A 25,389-nucleotide genomic window follows, 5' to 3' on the forward strand; every position below is an offset into this window, starting at 1 on the left:
GATTGCGCTTGTCTTCCGCCGGGGCAGTCGTCTGACTGTCCCGGCGGTTTCGTTCTGGCGACCCGCCAGAGCCAGGGAGACGGGCATGAAAGCCATTGAAGTTCGCAATCCGGGCGGCCTGGACAAGCTGACCCTGGTCGACCGGCCCGAGCCCGGCGCCCCGGGGCCCGGCGAGATCAAGGTCCGCCTGCGGGCGAGTTCGCTGAACTACCACGACCTGATGGTGGTCAAGGGCATGATCCCGACGCCCGACGACCGCATCCCGATGTCCGACGGGGCCGGCGAGGTGCTGGCCGTCGGCGAGGGGGTCAAGGACTTCAAGGTCGGCGACCTGGCGGTCTCGACCTTCTTCCCCGACTGGCTGGACGGCGAGCCGCCGGAAACCGCCTTCACCCGCGTGCCCGGCGACGGGATCGACGGCTACGCCCGCGAGCAGGTCATCATGCCGGCCACCGCCTTCACCCAAGCGCCCAAGGGCTGGACCGCCGCCGAGGCCGCCACCCTCACCTGCGCCGGCGTCACCGCCTGGCGCTGCCTGGTCGCTGACGGCCATCTGAAGGCCGGCGAGACCGTGCTGGTGCAGGGCACCGGCGGGGTGTCGATCTATGCGCTGCAGATCGCCAAGGCCTTCGGCTGCGAGGTCATCGCCACCTCCTCGTCGGACGAGAAGCTGGAGCGGCTAAAGGCGTTGGGGGCCGATCACCTGATCAACTACAAGACCACCCCGGCCTGGGGCGCCAAGGCCCGCGAGATCACCCTCGGTCGCGGCGTCGACCACATCGTCGAGATCGGCGGCTCGGGCACCATGCCCCAGTCGATCACCGCCTCACGCATCGGCGGCCACATCGGCCTGATCGGGGTGCTGGCCGGCTATTCCGGCGAGATCCCGACGGTGGCCATCATGGGCAAGTCGATCCGGCTGATCGGCCTGACCGTCGGCAGCCGCCGCCATCAGCAGGACATGGTGCGGGCCATCGACGTGGTCGGCTTCAAGCCGGTGTTGGACCGGTCCTTCCCGCTGGCGCAGCTGGGGGCGGCGTTCGCGCACCAGGAGTCGGGGGCTCACTTCGGCAAGATCGTAGTGGACATCTAGGCTTCGGTCCGGCGGCTTGTCGAAGCGAAGCTATTCTAGCAGATTTCGGGTGGTTTGTTGAGCGGCTTTTCTTTGTGAAATCAAAGACGTAACGACCAACTTCGGACCACCAGCAGGTCCGCCGGAAGCGTCGTTTCAGCCGATGTTGGACCTCGGTTGGACCTACCGGAGACCACCCTGTGACCGGCGCCTGGCCGCCGGTGGCGGCGAGCGGACTGAATGGGGTCGATAATTTCGCCTGGGTAAAACTCGGACGCGGTTCCGCCAACGTTTGTGGGTTCGCCTCGGGGCGCCCTTCTCCCTTCGCGGGAGAAGGTGGCCCGAAGGGCCGGATGAGGGGGCTCCCAGGTCGTTCAACTGCGATGAGGCGGTGGCGACGGGCTGTGTCAGAAGTCGGTGAGCCCCCTCATCCGTCGGCTTTGCCGACACCTTCTCCCGCGAGGGGAGAAGGGAGACCAGAGGCGAACTCACAAGCAGCTTTTTACCCCTCCCCCATCTCCTCCTCGGTCATCACCCGGTGGAGCTTGCGGTATTCCTCGCGGGCCGCTTCGTAGATCAGCTCCATGGTCACCGGGCCGTCGCCGCCGGCGGCCAGGAAGGCGGCGCGGAGGGCGACGTTGCGGATGGCGCCGCCGGAGAGGTTGAGCTTGCCGAGGCGGTCGGGATCGAGCTTGCGCACGGCGATCCTGTCGCCGAACACGCCGCGCCAGATGTCGGCCCGCTCGACCGGCCCTGGCATGGGGAATTCGACGACGTAGCGGAAGCGGCGCAGGAAGGCGCTGTCGAGGCTGTCGGCCAGGTTGCTGGCCAGCACCGCCAGGCCCCGGTAGCTCTCCAGCCGCTGCAACAGGTAGCTGACCTCCTGGTTGGCGTAGCGGTCGTGGCTGTCGCGCACGTCGGTGCGCTTGCCGAACAGGGCGTCGCCCTCGTCGAATAGCAAGAGGTTGGCGCCCTGCTCGGCGGCGTCGAAGACCTTGGACAGCTGCTTCTCGGTCTCGCCGATGTATTTGCTGACCACCGCCGACAGGTCGACCCGGTAGAGGTCGAGGTCCAGCGCCCCGGCCAGGGCCTCGGCGGCCGTGGTTTTCCCTGAGCCGCTGGGCCCGGAGAACAGGGCGGTCAGGCCAAGGCCGCGACTGGAGCCGCCGCCGGCCTTCCAGGCCTCGGTGACGGCGCTCTGGTTGGCGACGTCGCGGACGATGGCGTCGAGCTGGGCCCGCTGGACCGGCGGCAGGACCAGGGCGTCCAGGCTGGCGCGGCTGTCGATGCGGTCGGCGAAGGCCTCCAGCGGGCCGCGCAGTTCGGCCCGACAGGCTTCGCTGAGGGCGCCATGCCAGGTACTGGGGCGGCGGGTGTCGCCGGCCGCCTCGCGGGCGATGGCGGCGGCGCGGTGGGCGCTTTCGATGGCCCCGCGGCGCATGTCGAAACGGGCCAGCATGGGGGCCAGCGGCTCGGCGGCCTTGCCGAGCAGCTCGCGCCAGAGGGCCTGCTGTTCCTGCGGCTGCGGCGTGCCGGCCTCGAAGGCGGCGGCCTCGATCGGCCAGCGCTGGCGCCGGTGCGGGCCGGCCAGGATCAGCGGCCCCGGCAGGCGGCGCAGGAAGTCGCCGACGACCATGGCCCGGTCCTCGGGGCCCTCGCCGGGCTCGACCAGCAGCAGGGTCGGCGCCAGGGCGTGCTCGCGCTGGATCAGCCGGGCCAGGGCCGGCCGGTCGAGGGACTGGAAGACCACATCGAGGCTGAGGCGGTCGGCCGGCATGCCGAGGTCGCGGGCGACGGCGGCGGCCAGGGCGCGGACATCGCCGGCGTCGGGACAGGCCAGCGTCAACGCCTGGGGCCGCTGGCCCGAGCCGGCGGCGGCGCGAACGGCGGCGGCCATGCGGCCGGCCAGGGCCTGGTGCGAGGGGACGGCGCGGTCGGCGTCCTCCGGGGCCAGGCGTTCAAGAGCCTCGAGGATGGATCGGTCGCGGCTGGCGACGCCGCACAGCCAGTGCAGGGCGAACTCGCTGAGCCGCAGGGGCGCGTCGAGCAGGCCGCCAGGGTCGAGCTGGATCAGATCCCAGCGGCGCAGGGGGCCGGACGGGGTGAAGGCGCTCCAGTCGCTGCCGGGAAACAGGGCGACGGCCAGGCGCAGGGTCGGGCGGACCAGGCCCTCGTCCTCCTGGCACTCGGCGCAGAGGGCGGCGATCTCGGGCGAGACCTCGGCCCCGAAGGCGAGCAGCAGAACCTGGGCCTCGAAGGCGGTCAGGCCGAAGGCGGCGGCCAGCGCCTGAAGCTGGGGATGGGCCAGGGCCGGGTCGTCGAGCCGCAGGATGGCGGGCGACGGCGCCTGCCCCTCGCCGGCGCTGGCCAGGGCGACCAGGCGGGCGAGCACATGGTCGAGGCCGTGCTGCACAGCGTCGCCGCCGGAGGTCGAGGATCCGGATTTCAAGGCAGGCCCTCCCCACGGCGACGCAAGACGTCACTCTGTCGGTTCGCGGGCGCGCAATCAACCACAGCGGGCTCGTCTCTTTATTGTCGGATAAGGCGAAATGGGTCAGGCTGGCGCCCAAGAGGGGAGCCGCGCCTTGCCGACCGCCGCCGCGCCGCAACGGACCACCGAGGGCTCGGCCTCCACCGCCGAGGCGGCGCTCAACGCCGGCCGTACGGCGGGTCAGGCCCGGGCAATGCACGCGGTCGCCCGCGGCGGCCTGTCGGACCCGGCCAGCCCCTTTCCCTACAGCGACCGCATCCGCGCCGCCTTCGGGACCTATGCCCCCAGCGGCCTGGCCGCCCACATGGGGCCGGCGGCGCGGGCGGCCAGCGGGGCCCTGAGCGCCGGCGGCTATGTGCTGAACGGCCGGGCCGTCTTCGCCGAACGGCCCAGCCTGCACACCGCCGCCCATGAGGCCGCCCACATGGTCCACCAGGCCCGCGGCGGCGCGGCCCTGGCCCACGGTGTCGGCCATATGAGCGACGCCCACGAGCGGATGGCCGACCGGGTGGCCGACACGGTGGTCTCGGGCGGATCGGCCGAACCGCTGTTCGCCTCGGCCTTCGGCGGGGCCGCGCCGTCCGCGCCGGCGGGACCGATGCTGCAGATGGTCAACACCATCTCCGCCCATACCGGCGGCGCCAAGGCCACGCCCTGGGCCGAGATCCAGGCCCAGCTGAAACTGGGCAACGGCTACGACATCGACTCGGTGGTCACCGGCCTCAACCCGGGCCGCTTCGGTCCCATGGTCACGACCCTGGGCAACAGCTGCGTGCGGGCGGAATCGGTGACCGCCTCCCTCGACGGCAAACGCACCGGCGGCGTGCGCAAGAGCGATGCGACCCAGTCGGCCTATGGCGCCCTTGGCAGCTTCGAGGAGTATCTGACCGACACCCCGACGGCCCCGAAATACGAGTTCGAGGGCGGCCATCTGGTCTCCGACGAGATTCTCGGCACCGCCAGCTATGTGCAGGCCAACTTCGCGCCGCAGCGCGGGCACATCAACGCGCCCATCTATCGCAAGATCGAGGAGATCGCCGCCGGCGGGCTCACCCAGAAGTCAGGCGTCAAGAAGGCGACGCCGAACTGGAGCCTGAAGGCCTGGGTCACCTATCCGGCCGCCACCCACAAGATTCCGACCAGCAAGATCCAGGCGCGGCTGGGCATCCACGACAACCAGATCGGCGCCTCGCCCAAGCCGACGGACGTCACCCTGACCACCCGGGTGCCGTCGCGCTGGCAGGCCGAGGCCAGCGTCGCCGACAGCGACTTCGTGTTCGCCCACGAAAGCTCGATCGACAAGACCGACGGCGCCTACGCCGGGTTCATGGCCGACGAGCCCTCGGTGCTGAAGGAGGAGCCGAAGACCAGCCAGTATCTCGACTCCAACTACTGGGCGATGGACACGCTGAAGAACGCCTCGATGAACCGGCCGGGCACCTTGGGCACCGGACAGGCGTCCAAGCACAGCTTCACGGCCATCCAGTCGGTTCCGAGGGGCCAGACCGCCTATCTGAACAAGGGCGTCACCTCCCTGCCGCAGCCGCCGCCTCTGGTCGCGCCGACCCTGAAGAAGGTCCGGCCGATCACCGACATCCTCAACGTCAACTACGCCAAGCAGAAACTGCTGGCCAAGCTGATCCTGAAGGAGAACCCGCACCTGACCCTGACGCTCGGTTCGATGGAGGAGGCCTTCCGGCTGATCTACCAGGGTCACCAGAAGCGGCTGCAGAAGAAGCGGTTCAGCCGGCTGGACTATATGAAGATGAAGATCGCGAACGCCCGCAGGGGAAAGGGGCGTCGCAAGGGGGTGAAGAAGCCGGCCACCGCCCGCAAGGGCAACACGCCCCAGTACAACAGCAGCCTGGCCCGGCTGATCGTCATGCAGCGGTTCACCTACCCCAAGAACTCCATGGACTTCAGCACATGACCGGCCAGGCCCAAGGCGCGCGGCCGGATGCCTGAGTTCGCCGCCCCCGCCAGCGAGGCCGGCCGGCCTCTGGAGGCCGCCGCCCGCGACGGCCGCCGCAGCGGGGCGGAGGCGGCGGCGCTGCGGCAGGCGGCGCGGCAGGGCCTGACCGGGGCCAGCTCCCCCTACCCGCACGGCGAGCGCATCCGGCGCGCCTTCGGCCAGTTCGCGCCGGACGGCCTGCGGGCTCACATGGGTCCGGCGACGAACGCGATCGCGGGAAAGATGAACGCCGCCGCCTTCGTGCTGGACGGCCAGGCGGCCTTCGCCGGCCGGCCCAGCCTGCACACCGCCGCCCACGAGGCGGCCCACCTTGCCCACTATCAGCGGGGCGGGGCGTCGCTGCGGCACGGGGTCGGGGCGCTGGGCGACCGCCACGAGACGATGGCCGACCGGGTGGCGGACGCCGTCGCCGCCGGGCGGTCGGCCGAACCGCTGCTGGCGGCGTCATTGCCGGCGGATTCGGGGTCGGCGGGTCCGATGCTGCAGATGGCGCTCAACCACATCACCGGCCAGAGCTTCACCACCCCACCTTCGCCCTGGACGGAGATCCAGAACCAGCTGCCGTTCACCGACCCGGCGGCGGGGGCGAAGCTGGTCCGAAACGTGCCGGTCGATATCCTCCAGGGACCGTTCGGCCGGATGGTGGGGACGCTCAAGGCCAGCTGCGACCGGGCCGGCTCTGTGACCGCGGCCATCAACGGCACACGCAACGGCAAGGCCCGGGGCGGCGATCCGACCCAGACCGCCTATGGCACCCTGGGCAAGCTGGAGGCCTATCTGAACGAGGCGATGCCGGACAAGGCCGAGAACTACGAGGGCGGCCACCTGATCTCCGACCAGATCCTCGGCATCGACAGCTACGAGCAGTTCAACTTCGCGCCCCAGCAGCGGCCGTTCAATTCGCCCTTCTACCGGGCCATCGAGAAGATCGGCCACAAGGGCCTGAGCCTGAAGGCGGCGCCCGTGTCCGCCACGCCGTCGGCGACGCCCGACGCCACCTACACCGCGACGGTCCGCTATCCGGCCTCGGACTACAGCGTCAAACGCACCGACCTGGAGCGATTGTTCGCCTACGGCCAGTACATCGGCATGTCGCCTTCGGCCCCGAAGGCCTCGGAGTCGCCCATCGCCCTGCCGGTCTACAAGGCGGGCCAGGCCTTGCCCGCCTCGATCAGCCTGACGCCGCGCGTGCCGTCGCTGTGGATCGTCAAGGTCGATACGACGAGCCCCGACCATGAGTATGCCTACCAGGCGACCGTCACCAAGGGCAAAGGCATGGACGACGCCTTCGAGGACAAGGGCGAGGGGCACGTCCAGGGCCTGGTCTCGCCCACCGGCGACTACGCCGGCGACATCCGCTGGGCGATGAACAGCATGACGGTGGCCACGCCCAAGAAGGGCAAGTCCTGGGGCACCACGACCCAGAGCAGCCATACCTTCACGGGCGTCCAGGCGCCGCCGCGCAATCCCGCCGCCAGTTCCGGGGGTCCGTCCGTCTCCTCCACCGCCCCCGTCGTGCCGACCACGGTCAGCGGGCCAAGCCCCGGCACGGGCGGGCCGAGCCCGTCGCCGTCGCTGCCCGGCCCAACGCCGGGGACCGGACTGCCGCCGCCGAGCGGCCCGATCCTTGGCGGCCCGACGACCGGAGGCCCCAGCCCGACAACGATCAGCCTGACGCCGCCCAGCCTCGCCCCGCCAAGCCTGGCCCCGCCAAGCCTGGCCCAGACCAGCCCCTCGATCGCCCACAGCCTGGTGGCCCTGCATTCAAGCTCCAAGCCTTCAGGCCCGCCCCCAAGCTTCGGATCGCCGGGCGGCGTCACGTTCGGCGGGCCTCCGCCGACGCTCTCGATGCCCGGCCCGACCCCGCCGAGCCCGCTCAAGCCTCCGCCTTCCATCGCCCACAGCCTGGTGAGCGCCTATGGCGGGTCCAGTCCGAGCGTTCCGACCAAAGCCAGTTTCGGATCGAGCTCTTTCGGGTCTGGGCCGACGGGAGGATTTGGCGGGTTCGGCCCGTCGACGTTCGGCGGCTACAATCCGTTCCAGACCAGCTTCGCGCCCTCCGCGCCGCTGTACACGCCGCCGCCGATGCCCATGCCCTACTATCCGCCGCAGGGGTTTGCGCCGCCGCCCCTGTATCCGCTTCCCTGGGGTTTCATGCCGGCGCACGGCGGCTTCGGCGGCCCGCCCGCCTTCGGGGGTTTCAACCCCTACGGTCTGCCGCCTCTGCCGGTCGTGCATCATCCGCCACCTGTCTTCCATCCCCCGGCGCCGGCGCAGCAGCAGCCCGCCAACAACAAGCGGGACCGGAACGGCAACCCGGGCGCCCAGTCGCAATCCCGCAAGAAGTCGAGGCGGAACGAAGAGGAGGAGGACGAGCTGTAGCGCTGGCTCAGGGCCGCAGGATCAGCGGCGGCAGCAGACTGGCGGCCAGCTCCAGCTCCTCGACCAGGCTGACCTCCGTCGGTTCCGGGGCGCTGTAGACAATGGCGGTGTCGGCCAGGTAGCCGACCGACAGGGCGTAGGTAGCCTTGAAGGCCGACCACAGGCGGTAGGTGTCGTCGAGAGTCAGGTCGGCGAAGGTCAGGTTGACGTCGTCGAGGTCGGGGATCGGCTCCGGCGGCGCGGCGGCGTTTCCGGCGACGAGATTGGCGGCGGCAGCCACTGCCCGCGCGTCGATCTGCGGCAGGCGATTGAGCGCCGCCACGCAGACGGCCAGCAGGCGCTGCGGCACCAGGGTGCGCTCGTCGCCGAAGAAGGAGAGCATGTAGCGCAGCTTCAGCGGCACCCTGTAGGTCTGGATGCTGGTCGCCGCGACCTTGTAGCCGCCCGACTTGTCGGGCGTGCGCACGATGACCGGGTCGAGGTCATTGTTGCGCATGAAGGGGTTCAGGTTGAGCTGGTAGAGGTAGAGGTTGACCACCGGCGCGCCGGTGTCGGTCAGCTTGTCGGGGCGCTCGGTGCGCACCTCGCCGCCCAGGGAGTCGACCCGGTTGAGGGCCGCCTGCAACCGCTGGCGGATGGCCAGGGTGATCGATGCGATCGCCAGGTCGGGATTCACGGTGTGGAGGTAGGTCGGCGGCAGCCTTCACAGGCCGCCGCCGAACGGCCCTGTGCTACGGCCCGGGGACCAGTTGCACGTTGTAGAGGGTGTGGTTCTGCTCGCCGGTCGAGACCGGGGTGGCGGTGCCCTTGACCATGTCGTTGCCGGCCACGGTGCAGTTGCTGTTGCCGTTCATGTCGTTGGTGAACGAGATCGCCACCGGATAGGAGCCGAGGCCGGTCAGCTGCACCGACGCCGTCGCGGTGCCGTCGACGTCGTTGGTCGAGACGCCCCACTTGGCGGACATGTACTGCCCGAGCGCGGCGCCCTGGGTCGCGGATTCGCCCTGGATCCAGGTGTTGCCGCTGCCGATGGTCGGGCCCTGAACGGTCAGGTTGCCGCGCGTGTCGTTGACCACATTCACTTCAATGCTGCGATAGCCGAGGTCGGCCATTGGCCTTCTCCCTTCAGATTGGCGATTTCAGATGACATCCCGCCTCCCCACTCGGTGGCGACGCGCTGAGGTTGTATCAGTCGGAATACAATTGCAAATGATTTGAGTCGCATTTCTGGGTTTACAATTCCCGCGTTCATTCAGCGGCTGGCTATATCGGCGCTAAGCCTTATGCGCCCGACGTTCGGAAGGGTTTGACGGCCGCCCGACAACAGGCATACGCTCAAGTCGAACTGCCAACCAGTTCTCGCGGGCATTGTATCAAGTCAGGGCGACATGGCGACCTATCTGCACCCCGGCGTCTACGTCCAGGAGTTGCCTGGACCGCAGCTGATCACGGCGGCGGCGACCAGCAACACCGCCTTCGTGGGCATCACCGAGACCGGCCCCTACAACGAGGCCGTTCTGATCACGAGCTGGAATCAATACGTCGCCACCTTCGGGGGGATGATGTGGGGAGCCCAGCTGCCGTTCGCGGTCTATTCCTTCTTCGTGCAGGGCGGCGCGGTCTGTTACGTGGTGCGGGCCGGGCCGACGCCGGTGACCGCCGAGACTCCCGCCACCTACCTGGACGGGGCCCTGCAGATCAGCGCCGCCTGCCCGGGGGCCTGGGGCGACAGCCTGGCGGTGACGGTGACCAACTATCCGCCGCCGACCGACCCGAACGACACCACGGTCAAGCCGGTGTTCGCCATCAACGTGCTGTACAAGATGCCGGACGCCGGCACGGACCTGAGCTTCTACGACCAGCTGGTCGCCTTCTACGCCTCGGCCAACAAGCTGGCCAAGCAGACCATCAACGGCGAGACCTACTACCAGGTCGAGAGCTTCCCCGGCTACAGCGCCGCCGACATGCAGAAGGCGAGCGCCACCGCCGCCAGCAACATCGAGACCAAGATCAACGGCACCTCGATCTTCATCCGGGTGCTGGTGACGACGACGGGGGCGACGCGGCCGGCCAACCAGCTGACGCCGACGCCGCTGTCGGGCGGCGCGGGCGATCCGGTCTCGACCCCGCTGCAGCTGACCACGGCGCTGGGCGCGCTGGACATCATCAACAACATCAGCCTGCTGGTCGCCCCGGAGTCGGTGTCGATCCCGGACCTGGGACTGCAGCGCGAGGTGGTGCAGCAGTCGGTGACCTATTGCGAGAACCGGCCGCACCTGGACCTGTTCTACATCGCCGATCCGCCCTTCGGCCTGTCGGTGCAGGACATCGAGGCGTTCAAGACCGGCGCCGCCAGCCCCGACGGCTCGGTGCCGGAAGGCAACGCCCTGCACTCCTCCTACGGGGCGCTCTACTACCCGTGGATCACCTTCCTCAATCCGTCGTCGAACATGAACGTGCCGATCCCGCCCTCGGGGGCGATGGCCGGCACCTATGCGGCGACCGACACGGCCATCGGCCCCTGGCAGGTGGCGGCGGGGATCACCTACGGCGTCCTCAACATCGCCACCGGCGTCACCCAGATCCTGACCGACAGCGACCAGGACACGCTGAACCCCAACGGCATCAACGCCATCCGGCCGTTCGTCAACTACGGCATCTGCGCCTATGGCGGCCGGACCATGTCGACCGACCCCAGCCTCATCTACATCAGCGTCCGCAGGCTGCTGATCGAGATCGAGGTGTCGCTGTACAGCGGCCTGCAGTGGGTGGTGTTCGAGCCCAACACCCAGAAGCTGTGGGGCACGGTGACCCGGGACGTCAGCGACTTCCTGACCACCATGTGGCAGGCCGGGGCCCTGTTCGGGGCCAGCGCCGCCCAGGCCTTCGCCGTGCAGTGCGACGCCGGCAACAACCCGCCCGACCTGCAGGCCCAGGGCCAGCTCTATGTGGACATCAAGGTCTGTCCGGTCTTCCCGGCCGAGTTCGTGATCATCCGCATTCAGCAGGCGACGCTGGGCTCCAGCTGACCCTTGACCGCAACGCCATCCAGGACGACCGCATATGGCCACGGCCGGAACCCGTAACGATCCCTACAAGGGCTTTCGTTTCCGACTGGAGATCCAGGGCATCCAGATCGCCGGATTCTCGGAAGCCACCCTGCCGGACATGAGCATCGAGTCGATCAACTACCGCGAGGGCACCGATGGGGCGACGCGCAAGCTGTCGGGCCAACTCAGTGTCGGCACCCTGTCGCTGAAGCGCGGCCTGACCGACAGCATGGACCTCTACAACTGGTTCAGCTCGGTCTCGTCGCTGGGCGCCGACGTGGGCGGGCGCAAGAGCGTGTCGGTGATCCTCGTCGACGAGTCCGGCCAGGACAAGGTGCGCTGGAACATGACCAACACCTGGCCGACCAAATACAGCACCACCGATTTCTCCGCCTCCGCCAGCGAGGCGATGATCGAGACGCTGGAGCTGGAGGTCGAGACCATCACACGGGCGAGCTGACAAGCAGGCGGGGTAAATGCTGAAGACCGAGTTCGAGTTTCGCCTGCCCAAGGGCTATGTCGACGGCGAGGGGAACCTGCACACCGACGGCGTCATGCGGCTGGCCACGGCGGCCGACGAACTGCTGCCGATGAAGGACCCGCGGGTGCGCCAGAACGAGGCCTATCTGTCGGTCATCCTGCTGTCGCGGGTGGTCACCCGGCTGGGGTCGCTGGGCATGATCACGCCGATGGTCATCGAGGGGCTGTTCGCCGCCGACTTCGCCTATCTGCAGGACCTCTACCAGCGGATCAACGCCACCGGCGACGACACCCTGAGCGTCACCTGCCCCAAGTGCGAGCACGGTTTCGAAGTCGCGGGAGGCCCCCCCATGGGGGAGTCCTGATGGGCTATCCCCACGAGGCCATTCACCGGGAGATAGCCTTCCTCGCCTACTACCTGCACTGGGACTACGCGACGCTGCTCAACCTCGAACACGGCGAGCGGCGGCGCTGGTGCGCCGAGACCAGCGCCATCAACCGTCAGGCCGGCGGCGAGAGCGCCGGGCCGCGCTCGCTCGAGGATGTCTAGGCCATGCCGGTCATCGGGCCCAGCGCCGCGGCGGCGGTGTTCAGCAAGGTCACGGGCATCCGCGACAACCCCTATGTGGGCTACAACTTCCTGGTCGAAATCCAGGGCATCCTGGCCGGCGGCTTCACCCAGGTCAGCGGCCTGGATGTCACCACCGAGGTCGAGGACATCCGCCAGGGCGGCAACAACAGCTATGCCTACAAGCTTCCCAAATCGAGCAGCTACTCTGACATCCAGCTGATCAGCGGCCTGTCGGACATCGACATGCTGTGGGCCTGGCATCAGCAGGTGGTGGGCGGCAAGATCACCCGGCGCAACGCCACCATCTACCTGCTCAACGACATGGGCATCCCGAAGATGTGGTGGAACATCGCCCGGGCCTGGCCGACCTCCTGGGTCGGGCCGTCGTTCGACGCCGGCTCCAGCACCATTCTGACCACCACCGTCACCCTGGCCCACGAGGGTCTGGAGAACCCGATCGCCTCGGCCATCGGCTCGCTGGGGGGGCTGATATGAGCCGGCTGGCGGTCAGCCGGGCGGCGGCGCCGGTGGTGATCTCGCCGAAAGCAATGGCGCTGGGGCTGCGTGGGGCGACCGGGGCGGCGGCGCTGGCGCGGGGGTTGATGGCCCGCTACCGGCTGGCCGGGACCTGGCCGGCGGAGGCCGAACTGCTGGTGCTGACGCCGCCGACGCCCACGCCGTCGCCGGCCGAGCGGGCGCGGACGCCGGACCGGCCGCAGCCGCTGCACATCCGCCTGAGCGCCGACATCCGCCTGCTGCGCCGGTTGCTGACCGCGCGCGCCGAGCCGGCCGCCACGCGTCGCGAGGCCCGGGCGGCCCGAACCGAGGTCGGGCGGCAGGAGGCCCGGCGGGCCGAGCGCCCGGCGGCGCCGCGCGCGGGCGAGACCGAGCGGCGGGACCGGCCCGGCCCGGCCATCATCCTGCTATCGACGCCCGGGCGCGAAGGCCGCGCGCTCTCGCCGACCGTCATCCGGCAGATCCGCACCTTTTCGACGTCCGAGACCGGGCCCCTGCTGGTCATCCGGTCGCTGGCGCCGGCGGCGCCCTCGACGACGGCGCCCGTGCTGGCGGTCCGGGCGCCGGACAGCGTCCGCGCGACGGCGGTCGCCGGGGAGGCCGGCCGGCAGGGTCGCGAAGGATCAGCGGGGCGCGATGGGGCCGTTCAGGCCTCCGCGCGGCGCGGCGCGGCGGCGCCCGCCGCGACGACGGACACGGTGCGCCCCGCCCCGCCCTCGGCCAACGATCAGGCCCGGATCGAGGTCGTCCGGCGTGACGCCTCGCCAGGGAACGTCATCCCGCGGGACGCCGCCCCACGGCCCGGCGCGCCCGAGAAGGCCGCCCGCCCTGAAGCGGCCCTTGAGCATCCGCAAGCCCCCGAGACGCCCCGCCCGCGCGCGGCCGTCGCCGCCCGCCGGCTGGTCGCGGACCGGACTCCGAAGCTCACCGTGCGCAGCCGCCGTGGCCTGGGCCCCAGCCACGACCGCCGGACCCTGGCCGGCCGCCCCGCGCCCACGCGGCCAGGACTGACGCCGATCATCCCCCGCGTCGCCGGCCGGCCCGCCGAGCCGGGCGCGCCGGCTAGCCGGGTCATTGCTACGCCGGCGGGCGAACGAGCCGGCGCGGCCGGGCTCGACGGCCGGGCCCAACCGGCGACAGCCCGCGCCGCCGGCTCGCCAAACCTGACGCCGGCGCGCCTGATCCCGGCCAACCCAAGAGCGGAGCCGGCCGCCACGCCAGGCCCGGTCACGGCCCGGCCCGATCAGCGCCGGCAGGTCCTGGCGCTCGACGTCCGACGCGCGCCGGTTCCGCCAGTCCCGCCGCCGGCGGCGACGCGTGAGGCGGACGAGCGGTCCGAACCCCGCGCCCGGGCGGCGCGGGCGGCCGAGGCGGCGGCCAAGGCGGCCCAGATCGACGGGCCGGCGCTGCGCAAGGCGCTGAACGAGCTGCCGGCCGGCGACTTCGAGCCGCTGGCCGAGCGGCTGCTGGCCGAGTTCGAGTGGCAGCTGAAACGCGGGCTGGAACGGAGCGGCCGGCTATGAGCATCCAGGAACCGACCAAGGCGGTGATCCAGAACCTCGACACCGGGGCCAAGATCACCGTCGCCTACAACCCCACCGAATATACCTCCAGCCGTAAGATGGAGCTGGCAGAGTCACCGGAAGGCGTGCAGTTCCAGACGCTTACCGACCCGGAATTCACCGTCAGCCTGTTCTTCGACAGCTATGAGGCGGGCACCGACGTGCGGCTGCTGACCCAGCCGATCGCCGACCTGCAGACCCCGACCCAGGGGGCCGGAGCCAAGCGCGATCCGCCCAAATGCCTCTTCAGCTGGGGCGGCTTCAAATACACCGGCGTGCTGTCCAGCTTCGATCAGCGCTTCACCCTGTTCCTGCCCAGCGGCATTCCGGCCCGCTGCGAAGCCAGCCTGACCTTCACCGACGTGCCGACGCAGCAGGAGGTGCTTGAGGACGCGGGCCTCGACAACTGCCGGCGGTTCGCGGTGGTCAACAGCAGCGACCGGCTGGACAACCTGGCCTGGCGGGAGACAGGCAACGCGGCCAACTGGCGCGACATCGCGGCGGCCAACGGCATCGAGGACCCGCTGCTGTTCCCGCTGCGCTCGGACCTCGGCCGCACGCTGATCATCCCCGACTATCACGGGTGACCCAGCATGGCGGGAACGTCGGTCCAGGGCGGGGTTTTCAAGGTGTCGTTCGACGGGACGGACGCGCCGGCGGCCGAGGTCGCCTCGATGACCAGCCTGGTGATCGACCAGCAGCTCAACCTGCCGGCCGCCTGCACGGTGGTCATCACCCCGACCGACTACAACGCCACCGCCGGCCAGGCGATGAACTTCGGGACCTTCGAGCTGGGGGCCTCGATGAGCGCCAGCATCGGGCTGCAGACGCCGGTGGAGATGTTCAGCGGCAAGATCGGAGCGCTGGAGCCCAACCTCACCCGCTCCCGCCGGCAGATCGAGATCACCGGCTATGACGCCCTGTTCGACCTCGACTTCGGCAACGCCGTCCAGACCTTCGCCAACAGCACCGACAGCCAGATCGCCAGCCAGGTGATCGAACAGGCCGGCTTCGAGCCGATGGTCGACAGCACCGAGGCCCTTTACCCCTACGTCCTGCAGAACAACGTCAGCGCCTACCGCCTGCTGCGCTCGCGGGCCGAGCGGCTGGGCTTCGAGCTGCTGGCCAGCGGCCGGCAGGTCTATTTCCGGGCCAGCCAGGCGGGCGAGGAGCCGGTGGTCAGCCTGGAATACGGCGTGTCGCTGACCAGTTTCAGGGCCCGCCTGAGGGCCTTGAAGCGAGGCTCGAGCGTCACCCGCCAGGGCTGGGATCCGCAGGCCAAGCAGCTGATCACCGCCACCGTCTCTAGCGGCCCGCCGACCGACAAGATGGGCGGCGACCAGACCGGCTACGACGCCTCGTCCAGCTTCGCCTCCTCGGCGGTGACCGCGCCGGACGCCAGCATCACCGACAGCCAGATCGCCAGCAGCCTGGCCACGGGCGCCTATGAGACGGGGCTGGACGATTTCATGGAGGGCGTCGCTGAGTGCCCCGGCAATGCGGCGATCACCGCCGGGGTCAACGTCACCATCAGCAACATCGGCGATGGCTACGACGGCCTCTACTACGTGGTCGCCGCCCGCCACACCTACGATCTGTACGGCGGCTACAAGACCCGCTTTGAAGTGCGGAGGACCGGCATATGAGCCTGTCCGACCTGCTGCCCGCCAACCCGATCAGCCAGGAGCTGATCTTTGGCGTGGTCATCGGCGTCGTCAGCAAGGCCGACGGCGACCCGGACAACCTGGGCCGCGTGCAGGTCAATTTCCCGACCCTGACGGTGGGCTCGGCCTGGGCGCGGGTGGCCTCCTTCTTTGCCGGCGCCAGCAAGGGGGCCTTCTTCTTCCCGGCCCCGGATGACGAGGTGCTGATCGCCTTCGAGCAGGGCGACACCAGCCGGCCCTATGTCATCGGCGTCCTGTGGAACGGCCAGGACAAGCCGCCGGTCCCCGCCGAGCAGGCGGCGACGGTGGGCCAGATCCAGATGGTCAGCGGCGCGATGCTGAAGTTTGACGACACCAACAACGGGACCAGCATCACCATCACCGACAAGACCGGCAACGCCATCACCATCGACACCCAGGCCAACAACATCACCATCAGCTCGACCCAGGACCTGACCCTGTCGGCCCCGAACGGCCAGATCGCCATCAACGGCGCGCAGGTGCTGATCAACGCCTCCCAGGGCCTGACCCTGACCACCGACGCCAACGCCACCCTCGCCGCCGACGGCGAGCTGACGCTGACCGGCGCCATGATCAACCTGAACTGAGGAATGTGATGGGACAGCCGGCCGCCAAGCTTGGGGACCACATCGTGGCGATGGACATGCACATCGTGCTGATCCCTGAAGGCCCGGACCTGGTGCCGACCCCCGAGGAGTTGCCGTTCGACGGCATCATCGACAGCGGCGTGTCGGAGACCGTGATGATCAACGGCATGCCCGCCGCCACCCTCGGCAGCGGGGCCACCAACGAGCCGCCGCATATCCCGATCGGCGGCGAGTTCCTCGATCCGCCGACCAACCAGGGCGAGATCGTCATGGGCAGCGCCACGGTGATGATCAACGGCAAGCCGGCCGCCCGGGCCGGCGACACGGCGCTGACCTGCAACGATCCGGCCCCCGAGCCGATCGGCACGGTGGTCGCCGAAAGCACCGTGATGATCGGAGGCTGACGCCATGCCCTATCCCAAGAGCGCGCCGCCCGACTTCCTGGGAACCGGCTGGGCGTTTCCCATCGACACCGTCGGCGGCAAGGTGGCGATGAAGAGCGACGCCGCCCTGATCTCGCAATCGATCGGCCTGATCCTCTCGACCTCGAAAGGCGAGCGGGTGATGGAGCCGACCTTCGGCTGCGACCTGAAGCAGATGGTCTTCGAGGCCAACAACGCCCAGTCGATCCACCTGGCCGACCACGCCGTCCGCTCGGCCCTGCAGGCCTGGGAGCCGCGCATCAAGGTCAGCAACGTCACCGCCAGCGTCGATCCGAGCAACCGCGAGGTGCTGCTGATCAGCATCGACTACGTGATCCGCGCCTTCAACAGCCGCCACAACCTTGTCTACCCCTTCTACCTGGGATGAAGCCGATGACTGACAACACCCCCGACCCGATGCGCGAGAGGATCGCCGTCCGCCTGGGCGAGCTGCGCCGCGAGTACGCCGCCGGCGAACAGCAGCTGGCCGCGCTGGAGGCCCGCAAGGCCGAGCTGGGCCAGACCCTGCTGCGCATCAGCGGGGCCATTCAGGTGCTCGAGGAAGCCCTGAGCGACGTCCCGACCATCGCCGACGCCGCCGAATGATCCGATGACCGCCGCCGCGTCGAGCGATAGCGACCTGAACAGCCTGGGGCTCGCCGCCCCGGTGCTGGACAGCCGCATGCCCGACGACATCTACGCCGCCTGCCTCAAGGCGGCGCGCACCAAGCTGCCGCAATGGGCCGTCTCGTTCGGCGACGACCCCATGTACTTCGACCGGGCCGACCCCGGGCTGGTGATGTTCAAGCTGTTCGGCGAGCTGTTCCACAAGCTGAACACCCCGCTGAACGGCGTGCCCGACAAGTACGCCATGGCCTTCTGGGACTTCATGGGCGTCACCCTGCGCCCGCCGGAAGCAGCCGAGACGCCGATCGCCTTCACCACCACCGGCAAGACGGCGGTGGTGGTGCCGGCCCTGGCCCAGGTCATCGCCAGCCAGCAGCCCGGCCTGACCTTCCAGACCAGCGAGGCGGTGAAGGTGCTGCCGCTGACCCTGGCGGCCGCCATCGGCGTGCAGCCGGACGCAGACGGCTACATCGACTACAGCCCGCGCCTGGCGGGTCAGGCCGGGACCTTCAGCCTGTTCGGCTCCGACCCGGCCGAGCAGTCCTTCGCCCATGAACTGTACATGGCCGACCCCGCCTTCGACTTCGCCGGGCTGACCGGGACCCTGACCGTCGCCCTTGAAGGGGCCAACCTCTACGCCGCCTATTTCCAGAACTGGTCGAACGCCGCCGGCGCGACGCTGAAGCCGGAGATGACGGTCAACGGCTACGACACCCTGACCTTCACCTTCGCCGACCTGCCCGACCTGCCGACGGGCGCGATCAACGGCGTCAGCGCCCCCTGGCTGGCGGTCGGCCCGGCGACCGGGGCGCGCATCGTGCGGTTCCAGGACGGGGTGCTGCCGCAGATCTATTCCCTGGCGGTGACCATCGCCCTGAACGAGGTGGCGGCCGACGCGGCGATGTACAACGGCGCCCCCGTCGACCTGAAGAAGGGTGGCCGGCCGTTCGGCTACACCCCTTCGCTCAACGACGCCTTTTACCTGGCCTCGACCTCGGTGTTCTCGCGCCAGCAGGCCGAGATCACCCTCGATTTCACGGTGCAGCCGATCGTCCTGCCGGGACCGGTGACCTTGGCCTGGGAATACTGGGACGGCGAGGCCTGGAGCCCGCTGGCCGTCATCGACGGCACCAACAATTTCAGCCGCTCCGGCGTGGTCAGCTTCACCTGCCCGCAGATCGAAGAGACGGCGGTCAACAACAAGAAGAACTACTGGATCCGGGCCCGCATCGCCGCCGGCGGCTACGGCGCCCAGGCTGGGATGGTGGTCACCGAGACCGCCACCCAGGTGGTCGAGGATGTGCTGGCCCCCTACGTCACCAACCAGGCCGCCGCCATCGCCGCCCTGACCCAGCAGGGGATCAACTTCGGCTACGTCTATCAGGCGGCGACCTGGGCCCCGCCCTTCATCCAGTCGCTGGCCATCGGCTGCGTGCAGGTCAAGCGGCCCGAGCTGATGGAGACTCTGAACGGCTTCGACTACGCGCCGCTCGACGCATCCGTCGATGGGCGGCCGTTCACCGCGCCGCCCGAACTGACCCCGACCTTCTACCTGGGGCTCGATTGCGATCCTTACGAGAGCCAGGTCGCCGACGGGCCGATGACCCTGTTCTTCGCCCCGGCCTGCCAGCCGAACGCCCTGCCGGCCGAGCTGTCGGACAAGGGCGGCCAGTTCGTCGAAACCCTGGGCATCGACTACCTGTCGCCGGACGGCTGGAAGAGCCTGACGCCGATCCGCACGGCCAGCCGCTCCAGCCGCGACGGCGTCGCCATCTTCCAGGCCCCGAGGGTGTTTCCGCCGATCACCATGATGGGCCAGACTTGGCGCTGGCTGCGGATGCAGTCGCAGGCCATCGACGACGCCAATCCGATCCTGCTGTCGGGCATCTACGCCAACGTCGCCCCGGCCATGAACGCCGTGACCCAGACGCTGGTCATCCTCGGATCGAGCACGGGCGGGCCGGACCAGGTCTTCCTGTTTCCACAGAAGTCGATCCTGGCGGGCCCGTCGGTGAAGGTGCTGGAGCCGATGCCGGCGATCTTTTCCGAGGACGACGCCGACCTGCAGGCGGCCCTCGACAAAGACCTGGCGGTCGCCCGTCTGAAGGGCAAGGGCGAACCGGTCGAGGCCTGGGTGACCTGGCGCGAGGTGTCGAACTTCGACTTCTCCAAGCCCGGCAGCCGCGACTACATCCTCGACCACAGCACCGGGCAGATCGCGTTCGGCAACGGGATCACGGGTCTCATTCCGCCCAAGGGCAAGCGCAACATCCAGGCCTTCCACTACCTCAGCGGCGGCGGGCCGGGCGGCAATGTGCCGGCCGGGACGCTGGACACCCTGAAGACGGCCATTCCCGGCCTTGGCGCCCTGCGCAACGTCATGGACGCGGTCGGCGGCGTGGCGGCCGACAAGCGGGAGGAACTGCGCTGGCGTGCCCCGGCCCAGGTGCGCGGCCAAGCGCTGGCGGTGACCCTGTCGGACTTCGCCAACGTGGCGCTGGAAGCGTCGCAGGACGTCGTGCGGGCGGTCTGCGAGGACACCGACAGCGGCATGGTGCGGCTGACCATCCTGCCGCGTGACGCCGGCCAGACGCCCACCCCCGGCTTCGACCTGACCAGCCGCATCCAGGACCAGGTCTGCCAGCGCTCGCTGCCGCTGCTCAGCCCCTACATCGTCGTCGCCGGCCCCGACTATCCGGCCATCGCCGCCAGCATCACCGTGGCCCTGACGCCCGGGGCCACCCAGCCGGCGGTCAGCAAGGCGCTGACCAGCGCCTACGCCCAGTTCCTCAATCCGCTGACCGGCGGGCCGGACGGCCAGGGCTGGCGGTTCGGCTCGCGGCTGACGGCCGCTTCGGTGGCCGAGATGGCCGGGGCGGTGGCGGGCGTGGCGTTCGTCGACGGGGTCAGTCTGGAGGACGACCTGACCGCCGTCGACCTGGAGGCCAACCAGCTGCCCCAGCCAGGACCGCTCAGCGTGGAGTTCGTCCATGCCTGACCGGCTCGACCTGCCCGTCCTCAGCGACAAGGACTACGCCACCCTGGTCAAGGAGCTGACGGCGTCGATCCCGCGCTACAGCGACAACTGGACCGACTACAATTACTCCGACCCGGGCACGACGTTGCTGCAGCTGCTGGCCTGGCTGGGCGACATCACCCTCTACCGGATCGATACGGTCCCTAACGCCCTCTACCTGAACTTCGCCTACTGGCTGGTCGGGGCCTCGGGCGACGCGCTGGAAACCCTGGTGCGCGACCTCGAGTCCGACGTCCTCAAGCAGCCGCAGGGCAACATCCTCTACCTGGCCGGGGTCGAGGTGCCGCTGGATCCGCCGCGCCTGAAGCTGGCGCAGTTCCTGCTGGCCATCCAGAACGGCGCGCCCCTCGACCTGACCGCCCTGCGCCAGAGGGCCATCGCCTTCTGGACCACCGCCTACCGCGCGGTCAGCGAGGACGACTTCGTGCGGCTGGCCTTCCAGGTCACCCAGGACGTGCCGGCGACCTCGCCGCAATACGTCATCGAGCGGGTGGTGGCGCGCGCCCGGCCGCCGGCCATGGAGGTGATCCCGATCACCATGTACCCGATCGGCTACGGGGTCTCGGTGCTGCCGGCCAAGGACGACGGTCCCGCGCTGCAGGTGCTGACCGCCAACCTGCAGGCCGGCCAGCTGCTCTACGTCAGCTTCAGCTACGACACCCTGTGCATGGCGATCACCCAGTACCTCGAGCCGCGCCGCCTGCTCGGCACGCCGGTCAAGGTGCGGCCGCCGATCTACAATCCGGTGATCCTGAACATGCATCTGGCGGTGCTGCCGCAGGCCGATCCGAAGGCGGTGCTCAATGCGGTGTTCAACGCCATTGTCGCCTTCGTCTCGCCGACCACCGGCGGGCCGGACGGGACGGGGTGGCCCTATGGCCGCGACCTGACCGACGACGACGTGCTGACCGTCGCCGCCGCCGTCCCCGGCATCGACCACAGCCAGCCGATCCATGTCGACGCCGAGACCCTGGACGGCTTCACCATCGGCGAGAGCACGCTGGGCGCCACCAGCATGCTGGGGCCGGGCTACGAGCGCGGCCTGCCGCGCATCTGGCAGGCGACGATCACCGCCAGCAGCGACACCTGGACCCTGCAGGTCGGGGTGCATTCGCGCGTCGGCATCGACACCCTGCTGCCGTATCCGGGGATCTGACGATGGCCGATCCGCCGATCCGCTACATCCAGTTCCTGCCGGCGGTCTATCAGCCGGGCGGCGGGGCGGGCGACCAGGCCTTTCTCGACGCCTATCTGGGCATCCTGCAGAACCTGCTCGACCGTAACGCCCCGGTCCAGAACGAGACCACCACCCACACGGTCAACCGGCGCGGCATGGCCGACGTCATCGATGTGCTGCCGCAGCTCTTCTATCCGCAGCTCAGCTTCCTGTTCCCGCCGGGCGACGAGGTCTTCATCCCGCCGCTGCAGCCCAACCCGCCGCCGTCGACGACCTATACCGACCAGCTGTTCAACAGCCTGAACGACTATTTCGGCATCGCCAATCCGACCGACCCGGGGACCTGGCAGGCCACCGTCGACACCGCGGTCACCGCCTGGCTGAGCGAGCTTCTCGACTGGCAATCAACTTGGATCGGTTTGGCCTGCGATAACAACTGGACGTTGGACTCGAAACGGGAAATCATGGCCACGATCCTTCCCGTATTCCGGCAACGGGGGACGGCTGCCGGTCTAGAGGAGCTGCTCAACACCTTCATCAAGGGCGACATCAAGGTGAACGATGTGGTCGCCGCCCCCGCCATGACCGTCGGCCGCAACACCCAGCTGAAGGCGGCCTATGCGAGCGGCGATCCGGTGGTCGGCGGGGTTCGGCCCTTCGCCTTCCAGGTCGTGCTGACGGTGCCGACCTACGACATCCATTCCATGCCGGTTCTCGCCAAGGTCGCCGCCATCCGGGCGCTGGTCGACCAGGAGAAGCCGGCCCACACCAGCTACACCGTGGACGTCCGCACGACGATCACCAAGCTGGGCGTCAACAGCGTCGTCGGCGAGACCTTCTTGCTGCCGATGGCAGCGGATCAATAGGCCAGAGGCATGACCCAGAGCTCCCTTTCGCGAACCTACTACTACCAGGGCGAGTTGCTGGCCCCGACCGACTTCATTCGCGAGCAGCAGTATGTGCGCGACCTGGTCGCCGTCCAGAACCAGGGGCTCTACACGCCGGGGGTGGTGTACGGGCTGACCCTGTCCGCCTCGGGCAGCCAGCTGACGGTCAGCCCGGGACTGGCCTTCAACGGAGTTGGAACGCCGATCTACCTGGCCGCCGCCCTGATGCGCGACCTGGCCACTTCCAACCTGGCGGCCGGGACCTATTACGTCTGCATCCTCTACGGCGATAACAACAGCCAGACCAACAGCCAGCAGCTGCAGTCCGGCAAGAAGATCGTCGAGCAGCCGATTCTGCAGGTGGCCGTGCCGCTCACCGCCCCCCTCCCCACCTCGCCGAGCGTGGTGCTGGGCCAGGTGACGGTCGCGGCCGGTGGGGTGATCACGCCCCCGCCCTCGACGGCCACCCGCCAGACGGCCTACCTGCTGCTGACCTCGCAACCGCCGCCGTCGCCGCCCGCGCCGCCCCCGGCCCCCGCCCCCGCCGCGGCGACAACGGGCGGGAACCCGCACGTCGAGGCCATGGCGGTCGCGCCGGCCGCCCAGCCGGGCCAGCCGACGACCATCAGCGGCGCCCAGACTGTCACCCAACTCACCGTCGGGCCGACCCTGGCCGGCCCTGGGGCGACCGGCCCGGCGGCCCTGAGCGTCGGGGTCGATTTCGGGGCCAACGGATCGACCGGAGCGGCGGCCGGCTTCGGCTTCATCAACGGCGCCTCGCAGGGCGGGGTGATCAGCCTGGGGATGCCCAATCCGGGCGGCGGCTACGCCCTGATCAACCTGACCTACAACGGCCAGCGGGTGTGGTCGGTTGACCAGACCGGCACCGCCTTCTCGGTCAGCGACGCGGCGGTGAAGGCCGACATCGAACCGCTGGCCGACTCGCTGAAGATCGTCCGCGGCCTGGCCGGCGTCACCTACCTGCCGGCCGGCGGCCATGTGCGGCGGGCCGGGCTGGTGGCCCAGTCGGTGGCGGCGGTGCTGCCCGAGGCGGTGCACACTGACGACCAGGGCCTGCATGCGGTGTCCTACAACGCCGTGATTGCCGTGTTGGTCGAGGCGGTGAAGACCCTGACCGACCGGGTCGAGGCCCTGGAGGCGGCCGCCGCTCCGCCCGCTCCCGCCCCCGCCCCGAAAGGGAAACCCAAGAGCGCCACATGACCGTCCGCGCGCTGCCCCGCCGGCCCAACTATTTCGACGGCCAGGAACTGGGCGCCGCGGACTTCCTGGCGCAGCGGGGACATCTGGACGGCCTGCGCCACCTCTACAACAGCGGCCTGCACACCTGGGGCATCGCCCAGGGGCTGGACGTCACGGCCGGGTCCGACAACCGCTCGGTGGTCATCGCGCCGGGGGTGGCCATCCAGCCGTCCGGCCAGGAGATCCTGGTCGAGGACGCCATCGCCCTGGCGACGCCGGGGCTGGGCGGCCAGGCGGTCAACCTCTTCCTGCTGGCCAAGCCGACCCGCGCCGACCCGTCACAGGCCTCGCTGGCCAGCGGCTACAAGCGGCTGGCCTTTGTCGCCACCGCCACCTTCTCGGTCGCCGGCCAGACGGTGGACGACCAGGCGGTGTTCCTGGCCACGGTGGTGCTGGCCGACAACGGCGAGATCGCCCAGATCGACCTGATCGCCCGGCGGATCTGCGGCTATGACCTGGGGCGGCTGGAGTTCCAGGGGCCGACGACCGCGGCGGTCGGGGCCCGCGTCGAGCTGGAGGTGAAGGCCGGTCAGCCGGCGCTGTCGCTGGTCGCCCCGGCGGTGACCTTCGACGGGGCGATGGAGCTGGCCGGGTCGCTGACCCTGGGCGACCAGCAGCCGCGCGCCATCCTCGACGTGACCAGCAGCCGGCCCACCCTGATGGAGTTGTCCAACGCCAGCGGCGCGGTGCTGACCGTCGACCAGGCCGGCGCCGCCAGCATGGGGCCAACGGCGCCGACCACGACCGCGCGGCTGACCGTGGCCGGCGCCATCGCCCTGGAGCAGGGCCAGGCCCTGCGCATCGGCGGGGCCGGCGCCCTGCAGAGCGGCGCCACGCCGAGCGCCGCCGCCCTGCATGCCCTGTCGCTGGGCGGGGCGGCCGGGGGCGCGCAGACCGGGGCCGGCTGGATGACCTTCAGCGAGGCCGGCCGCATCGATCTCTATTCCGGCGCGGCGGCGTCTGGCGGCGTGCAGACCCTGACCATCACCGCCCAGGGCGACGTCGGCGTCGGCGTGGCGGCGCCCGGCCAGGCGCTGGTCGTCGCCGGCTCGGTGCAGGCGATGAAGGACGGTTTCGATTTCGGCGACGGGGTGCTGCAGAACACCGCCGCCATCGCCACCACCGTGCCGGTCGGCGGCATCGTCGAATGGTGGTCGGGCAACGGCAAGGTGACCAAGCCGGAAGAGTTCATGATCTGCGACGGCTCGGTGGTCACCGATCCGCTCAGCAAGCTGAACGGCATGGCCGTGCCCAACCTGGTGGGCGTCTCGGTGGTCGGCACCGACGACTACGGCCTGATCGGCCAGACCGGCGGCGCGGCGACCCATGTGCACGAGATCCAGGAAATCCCGGTCCACACCCATTCGATCATCCACCTGCACCCCAACGTCCAGCGCTGGACCAGCAGCGACACCACGCACGGCGACAGCGACACCACCGATTCCAAATGCAGCAACACCGATCACACCCACACGGTGCAGATCTTCCTGCAGGACTGCCCCGAGACCACCTCCCTGCCCAACGACGCGGCCCTGGCGGGACAGAACACCCAGCCGGCCAGCAGCCTGCCGACCAGCGCCGGGCTGGTCATGCTGATCCGGATCCGGTGAG

General features: G+C 69.8%; 23 protein-coding genes. 20 read left to right on the top strand and 3 right to left on the bottom strand.

The window, feature by feature from the left end:
* Positions 1 to 85: 85 nt before the first annotated feature.
* Positions 86 to 1,093 carry a zinc-dependent alcohol dehydrogenase family protein gene (locus AC1RSK_RS15585; RefSeq protein ID WP_492908491.1) on the top strand — a complete coding sequence of 336 codons (1,008 nt, stop codon included), beginning with the start codon at positions 86 to 88 and terminating at the stop codon, positions 1,091 to 1,093.
* Positions 1,094 to 1,574: 481 nt separating this feature from the next.
* Here the strand turns inward: AC1RSK_RS15585 and AC1RSK_RS15590 are convergent, their stop codons facing one another.
* Positions 1,575 to 3,521, bottom strand: coding sequence for an ATP-binding protein (locus AC1RSK_RS15590; protein ID WP_492908492.1), 1,947 nt, complete (start codon positions 3,519 to 3,521; stop codon positions 1,575 to 1,577).
* 136 nt (positions 3,522 to 3,657) lie between these two features.
* Between AC1RSK_RS15590 and AC1RSK_RS15595 the strand changes: the two genes are divergently transcribed.
* Both AC1RSK_RS15595 and AC1RSK_RS15600 read left to right on the top strand, forming a co-directional pair.
* A complete protein-coding gene (locus tag AC1RSK_RS15595) occupies positions 3,658 to 5,493 on the top strand; it encodes a hypothetical protein (protein WP_492908493.1) in 1,836 nt (611 codons plus the stop codon).
* A gap of 27 nt (positions 5,494 to 5,520) precedes the next feature.
* Positions 5,521 to 7,917, top strand: coding sequence for a hypothetical protein (locus AC1RSK_RS15600; protein ID WP_492908495.1), 2,397 nt, complete (start codon positions 5,521 to 5,523; stop codon positions 7,915 to 7,917).
* Positions 7,918 to 7,924: 7 nt separating this feature from the next.
* Here the strand turns inward: AC1RSK_RS15600 and AC1RSK_RS15605 are convergent, their stop codons facing one another.
* Positions 7,925 to 8,593 (bottom strand): Pvc16 family protein, encoded by a 669-nt coding sequence (locus tag AC1RSK_RS15605; RefSeq protein ID WP_492908496.1) that lies wholly within the window; start codon positions 8,591 to 8,593, stop codon positions 7,925 to 7,927.
* Positions 8,594 to 8,648: 55 nt separating this feature from the next.
* Entirely contained in the window at positions 8,649 to 9,029 is a 381-nt protein-coding gene (locus AC1RSK_RS15610) for a hypothetical protein (protein ID WP_492908497.1), read from the bottom strand.
* 276 nt (positions 9,030 to 9,305) lie between these two features.
* On the opposite strand from AC1RSK_RS15610, the gene AC1RSK_RS15615 reads away from it, so the two are divergent.
* Genes AC1RSK_RS15615 through AC1RSK_RS15695 form a run of 17 tightly spaced genes read left to right on the top strand, consistent with a single transcriptional unit; the run spans position 9,306 to position 25,388 of the window.
* On the top strand, positions 9,306 to 10,946 hold the full coding sequence (locus tag AC1RSK_RS15615) for a phage tail sheath family protein (RefSeq protein WP_492908498.1): 1,641 nt from the start codon (positions 9,306 to 9,308) through the stop codon (positions 10,944 to 10,946).
* 34 nt (positions 10,947 to 10,980) lie between these two features.
* Positions 10,981 to 11,427: a phage tail protein gene (locus AC1RSK_RS15620; RefSeq protein WP_492908499.1), complete on the top strand. Its 447-nt coding sequence runs from the start codon at positions 10,981 to 10,983 to the stop codon at positions 11,425 to 11,427.
* A gap of 16 nt (positions 11,428 to 11,443) precedes the next feature.
* A complete protein-coding gene (locus AC1RSK_RS15625; protein WP_492908500.1) occupies positions 11,444 to 11,812 on the top strand; it encodes a hypothetical protein in 369 nt (122 codons plus the stop codon).
* The gene (locus AC1RSK_RS15630) at positions 11,812 to 11,997 is read left to right on the top strand and encodes a DUF6760 family protein (RefSeq protein WP_492908501.1); all 186 of its coding nucleotides are present in this window, start codon (positions 11,812 to 11,814) and stop codon (positions 11,995 to 11,997) included. The genes AC1RSK_RS15625 and AC1RSK_RS15630 overlap by 1 nt, the downstream gene beginning before the upstream one ends.
* 3 nt (positions 11,998 to 12,000) lie before the next feature.
* Positions 12,001 to 12,513 (top strand): phage tail protein, encoded by a 513-nt coding sequence (locus AC1RSK_RS15635; RefSeq protein WP_492908502.1) that lies wholly within the window; start codon positions 12,001 to 12,003, stop codon positions 12,511 to 12,513.
* Positions 12,510 to 14,057 (top strand): hypothetical protein, encoded by a 1,548-nt coding sequence (locus tag AC1RSK_RS15640; protein WP_492908503.1) that lies wholly within the window; start codon positions 12,510 to 12,512, stop codon positions 14,055 to 14,057. The genes AC1RSK_RS15635 and AC1RSK_RS15640 overlap by 4 nt, the downstream gene beginning before the upstream one ends.
* Entirely contained in the window at positions 14,054 to 14,683 is a 630-nt protein-coding gene (locus AC1RSK_RS15645) for a CIS tube protein (protein WP_492908504.1), read from the top strand. Before AC1RSK_RS15640 ends, AC1RSK_RS15645 begins: the two co-directional genes overlap by 4 nt.
* A gap of 6 nt (positions 14,684 to 14,689) precedes the next feature.
* Entirely contained in the window at positions 14,690 to 15,742 is a 1,053-nt protein-coding gene (locus AC1RSK_RS15650) for a phage late control D family protein (protein WP_492908505.1), read from the top strand.
* A complete protein-coding gene (locus AC1RSK_RS15655; protein ID WP_492908506.1) occupies positions 15,739 to 16,368 on the top strand; it encodes a phage baseplate assembly protein V in 630 nt (209 codons plus the stop codon). Before AC1RSK_RS15650 ends, AC1RSK_RS15655 begins: the two co-directional genes overlap by 4 nt.
* A gap of 8 nt (positions 16,369 to 16,376) precedes the next feature.
* Entirely contained in the window at positions 16,377 to 16,772 is a 396-nt protein-coding gene (locus AC1RSK_RS15660) for a PAAR domain-containing protein (protein ID WP_492908507.1), read from the top strand.
* 4 nt (positions 16,773 to 16,776) lie between these two features.
* On the top strand, positions 16,777 to 17,178 hold the full coding sequence (locus AC1RSK_RS15665) for a GPW/gp25 family protein (RefSeq protein WP_492908508.1): 402 nt from the start codon (positions 16,777 to 16,779) through the stop codon (positions 17,176 to 17,178).
* Between the two features lie 5 nt (positions 17,179 to 17,183).
* On the top strand, positions 17,184 to 17,396 hold the full coding sequence (locus AC1RSK_RS15670; RefSeq protein WP_492908509.1) for a hypothetical protein: 213 nt from the start codon (positions 17,184 to 17,186) through the stop codon (positions 17,394 to 17,396).
* Between the two features lie 4 nt (positions 17,397 to 17,400).
* Positions 17,401 to 20,415, top strand: a complete 3,015-nt coding sequence (locus tag AC1RSK_RS15675) for a baseplate J/gp47 family protein (protein ID WP_492908511.1) — start codon at positions 17,401 to 17,403, stop codon at positions 20,413 to 20,415.
* Complete coding sequence (locus tag AC1RSK_RS15680) at positions 20,408 to 21,610, top strand: hypothetical protein (RefSeq protein ID WP_492908512.1); 1,203 nt, start codon at positions 20,408 to 20,410, stop codon at positions 21,608 to 21,610. The genes AC1RSK_RS15675 and AC1RSK_RS15680 overlap by 8 nt, the downstream gene beginning before the upstream one ends.
* Positions 21,611 to 21,612: 2 nt before the next feature.
* Positions 21,613 to 22,497 (top strand): phage tail protein, encoded by an 885-nt coding sequence (locus AC1RSK_RS15685; RefSeq protein ID WP_492908513.1) that lies wholly within the window; start codon positions 21,613 to 21,615, stop codon positions 22,495 to 22,497.
* 9 nt (positions 22,498 to 22,506) lie between these two features.
* Positions 22,507 to 23,739 carry a tail fiber domain-containing protein gene (locus tag AC1RSK_RS15690; protein WP_492908514.1) on the top strand — a complete coding sequence of 411 codons (1,233 nt, stop codon included), beginning with the start codon at positions 22,507 to 22,509 and terminating at the stop codon, positions 23,737 to 23,739.
* A complete protein-coding gene (locus AC1RSK_RS15695) occupies positions 23,736 to 25,388 on the top strand; it encodes a hypothetical protein (protein WP_492908515.1) in 1,653 nt (550 codons plus the stop codon). The genes AC1RSK_RS15690 and AC1RSK_RS15695 overlap by 4 nt, the downstream gene beginning before the upstream one ends.
* The last annotated feature ends 1 nt before the right edge of the window (position 25,389 follow it).

Source organism: Caulobacter sp. GW821-FHT11A05, from assembly GCF_058809015.1.

What these genes read in the sequence shown, in the direction of transcription:
- AC1RSK_RS15585 (WP_492908491.1), top strand. Translation starts at nt 86, where the DNA reads ATGAAAGCCATTGAAGTTCGCAATCCGGGCGGCCTGGACAAGCTGACC.
- AC1RSK_RS15600 (WP_492908495.1), top strand. Translation starts at nt 5,521, where the DNA reads ATGCCTGAGTTCGCCGCCCCCGCCAGCGAGGCCGGCCGGCCTCTGGAG.
- AC1RSK_RS15610 (WP_492908497.1), bottom strand. Translation starts at nt 9,029, where the DNA reads ATGGCCGACCTCGGCTATCGCAGCATTGAAGTGAATGTGGTCAACGAC.
- AC1RSK_RS15615 (WP_492908498.1), top strand. Translation starts at nt 9,306, where the DNA reads ATGGCGACCTATCTGCACCCCGGCGTCTACGTCCAGGAGTTGCCTGGA.
- AC1RSK_RS15620 (WP_492908499.1), top strand. Translation starts at nt 10,981, where the DNA reads ATGGCCACGGCCGGAACCCGTAACGATCCCTACAAGGGCTTTCGTTTC.
- AC1RSK_RS15625 (WP_492908500.1), top strand. Translation starts at nt 11,444, where the DNA reads ATGCTGAAGACCGAGTTCGAGTTTCGCCTGCCCAAGGGCTATGTCGAC.
- AC1RSK_RS15630 (WP_492908501.1), top strand. Translation starts at nt 11,812, where the DNA reads ATGGGCTATCCCCACGAGGCCATTCACCGGGAGATAGCCTTCCTCGCC.
- AC1RSK_RS15635 (WP_492908502.1), top strand. Translation starts at nt 12,001, where the DNA reads ATGCCGGTCATCGGGCCCAGCGCCGCGGCGGCGGTGTTCAGCAAGGTC.
- AC1RSK_RS15640 (WP_492908503.1), top strand. Translation starts at nt 12,510, where the DNA reads ATGAGCCGGCTGGCGGTCAGCCGGGCGGCGGCGCCGGTGGTGATCTCG.
- AC1RSK_RS15645 (WP_492908504.1), top strand. Translation starts at nt 14,054, where the DNA reads ATGAGCATCCAGGAACCGACCAAGGCGGTGATCCAGAACCTCGACACC.
- AC1RSK_RS15650 (WP_492908505.1), top strand. Translation starts at nt 14,690, where the DNA reads ATGGCGGGAACGTCGGTCCAGGGCGGGGTTTTCAAGGTGTCGTTCGAC.
- AC1RSK_RS15655 (WP_492908506.1), top strand. Translation starts at nt 15,739, where the DNA reads ATGAGCCTGTCCGACCTGCTGCCCGCCAACCCGATCAGCCAGGAGCTG.
- AC1RSK_RS15660 (WP_492908507.1), top strand. Translation starts at nt 16,377, where the DNA reads ATGGGACAGCCGGCCGCCAAGCTTGGGGACCACATCGTGGCGATGGAC.
- AC1RSK_RS15665 (WP_492908508.1), top strand. Translation starts at nt 16,777, where the DNA reads ATGCCCTATCCCAAGAGCGCGCCGCCCGACTTCCTGGGAACCGGCTGG.
- AC1RSK_RS15670 (WP_492908509.1), top strand. Translation starts at nt 17,184, where the DNA reads ATGACTGACAACACCCCCGACCCGATGCGCGAGAGGATCGCCGTCCGC.
- AC1RSK_RS15675 (WP_492908511.1), top strand. Translation starts at nt 17,401, where the DNA reads ATGACCGCCGCCGCGTCGAGCGATAGCGACCTGAACAGCCTGGGGCTC.
- AC1RSK_RS15680 (WP_492908512.1), top strand. Translation starts at nt 20,408, where the DNA reads ATGCCTGACCGGCTCGACCTGCCCGTCCTCAGCGACAAGGACTACGCC.
- AC1RSK_RS15685 (WP_492908513.1), top strand. Translation starts at nt 21,613, where the DNA reads ATGGCCGATCCGCCGATCCGCTACATCCAGTTCCTGCCGGCGGTCTAT.
- AC1RSK_RS15690 (WP_492908514.1), top strand. Translation starts at nt 22,507, where the DNA reads ATGACCCAGAGCTCCCTTTCGCGAACCTACTACTACCAGGGCGAGTTG.
- AC1RSK_RS15695 (WP_492908515.1), top strand. Translation starts at nt 23,736, where the DNA reads ATGACCGTCCGCGCGCTGCCCCGCCGGCCCAACTATTTCGACGGCCAG.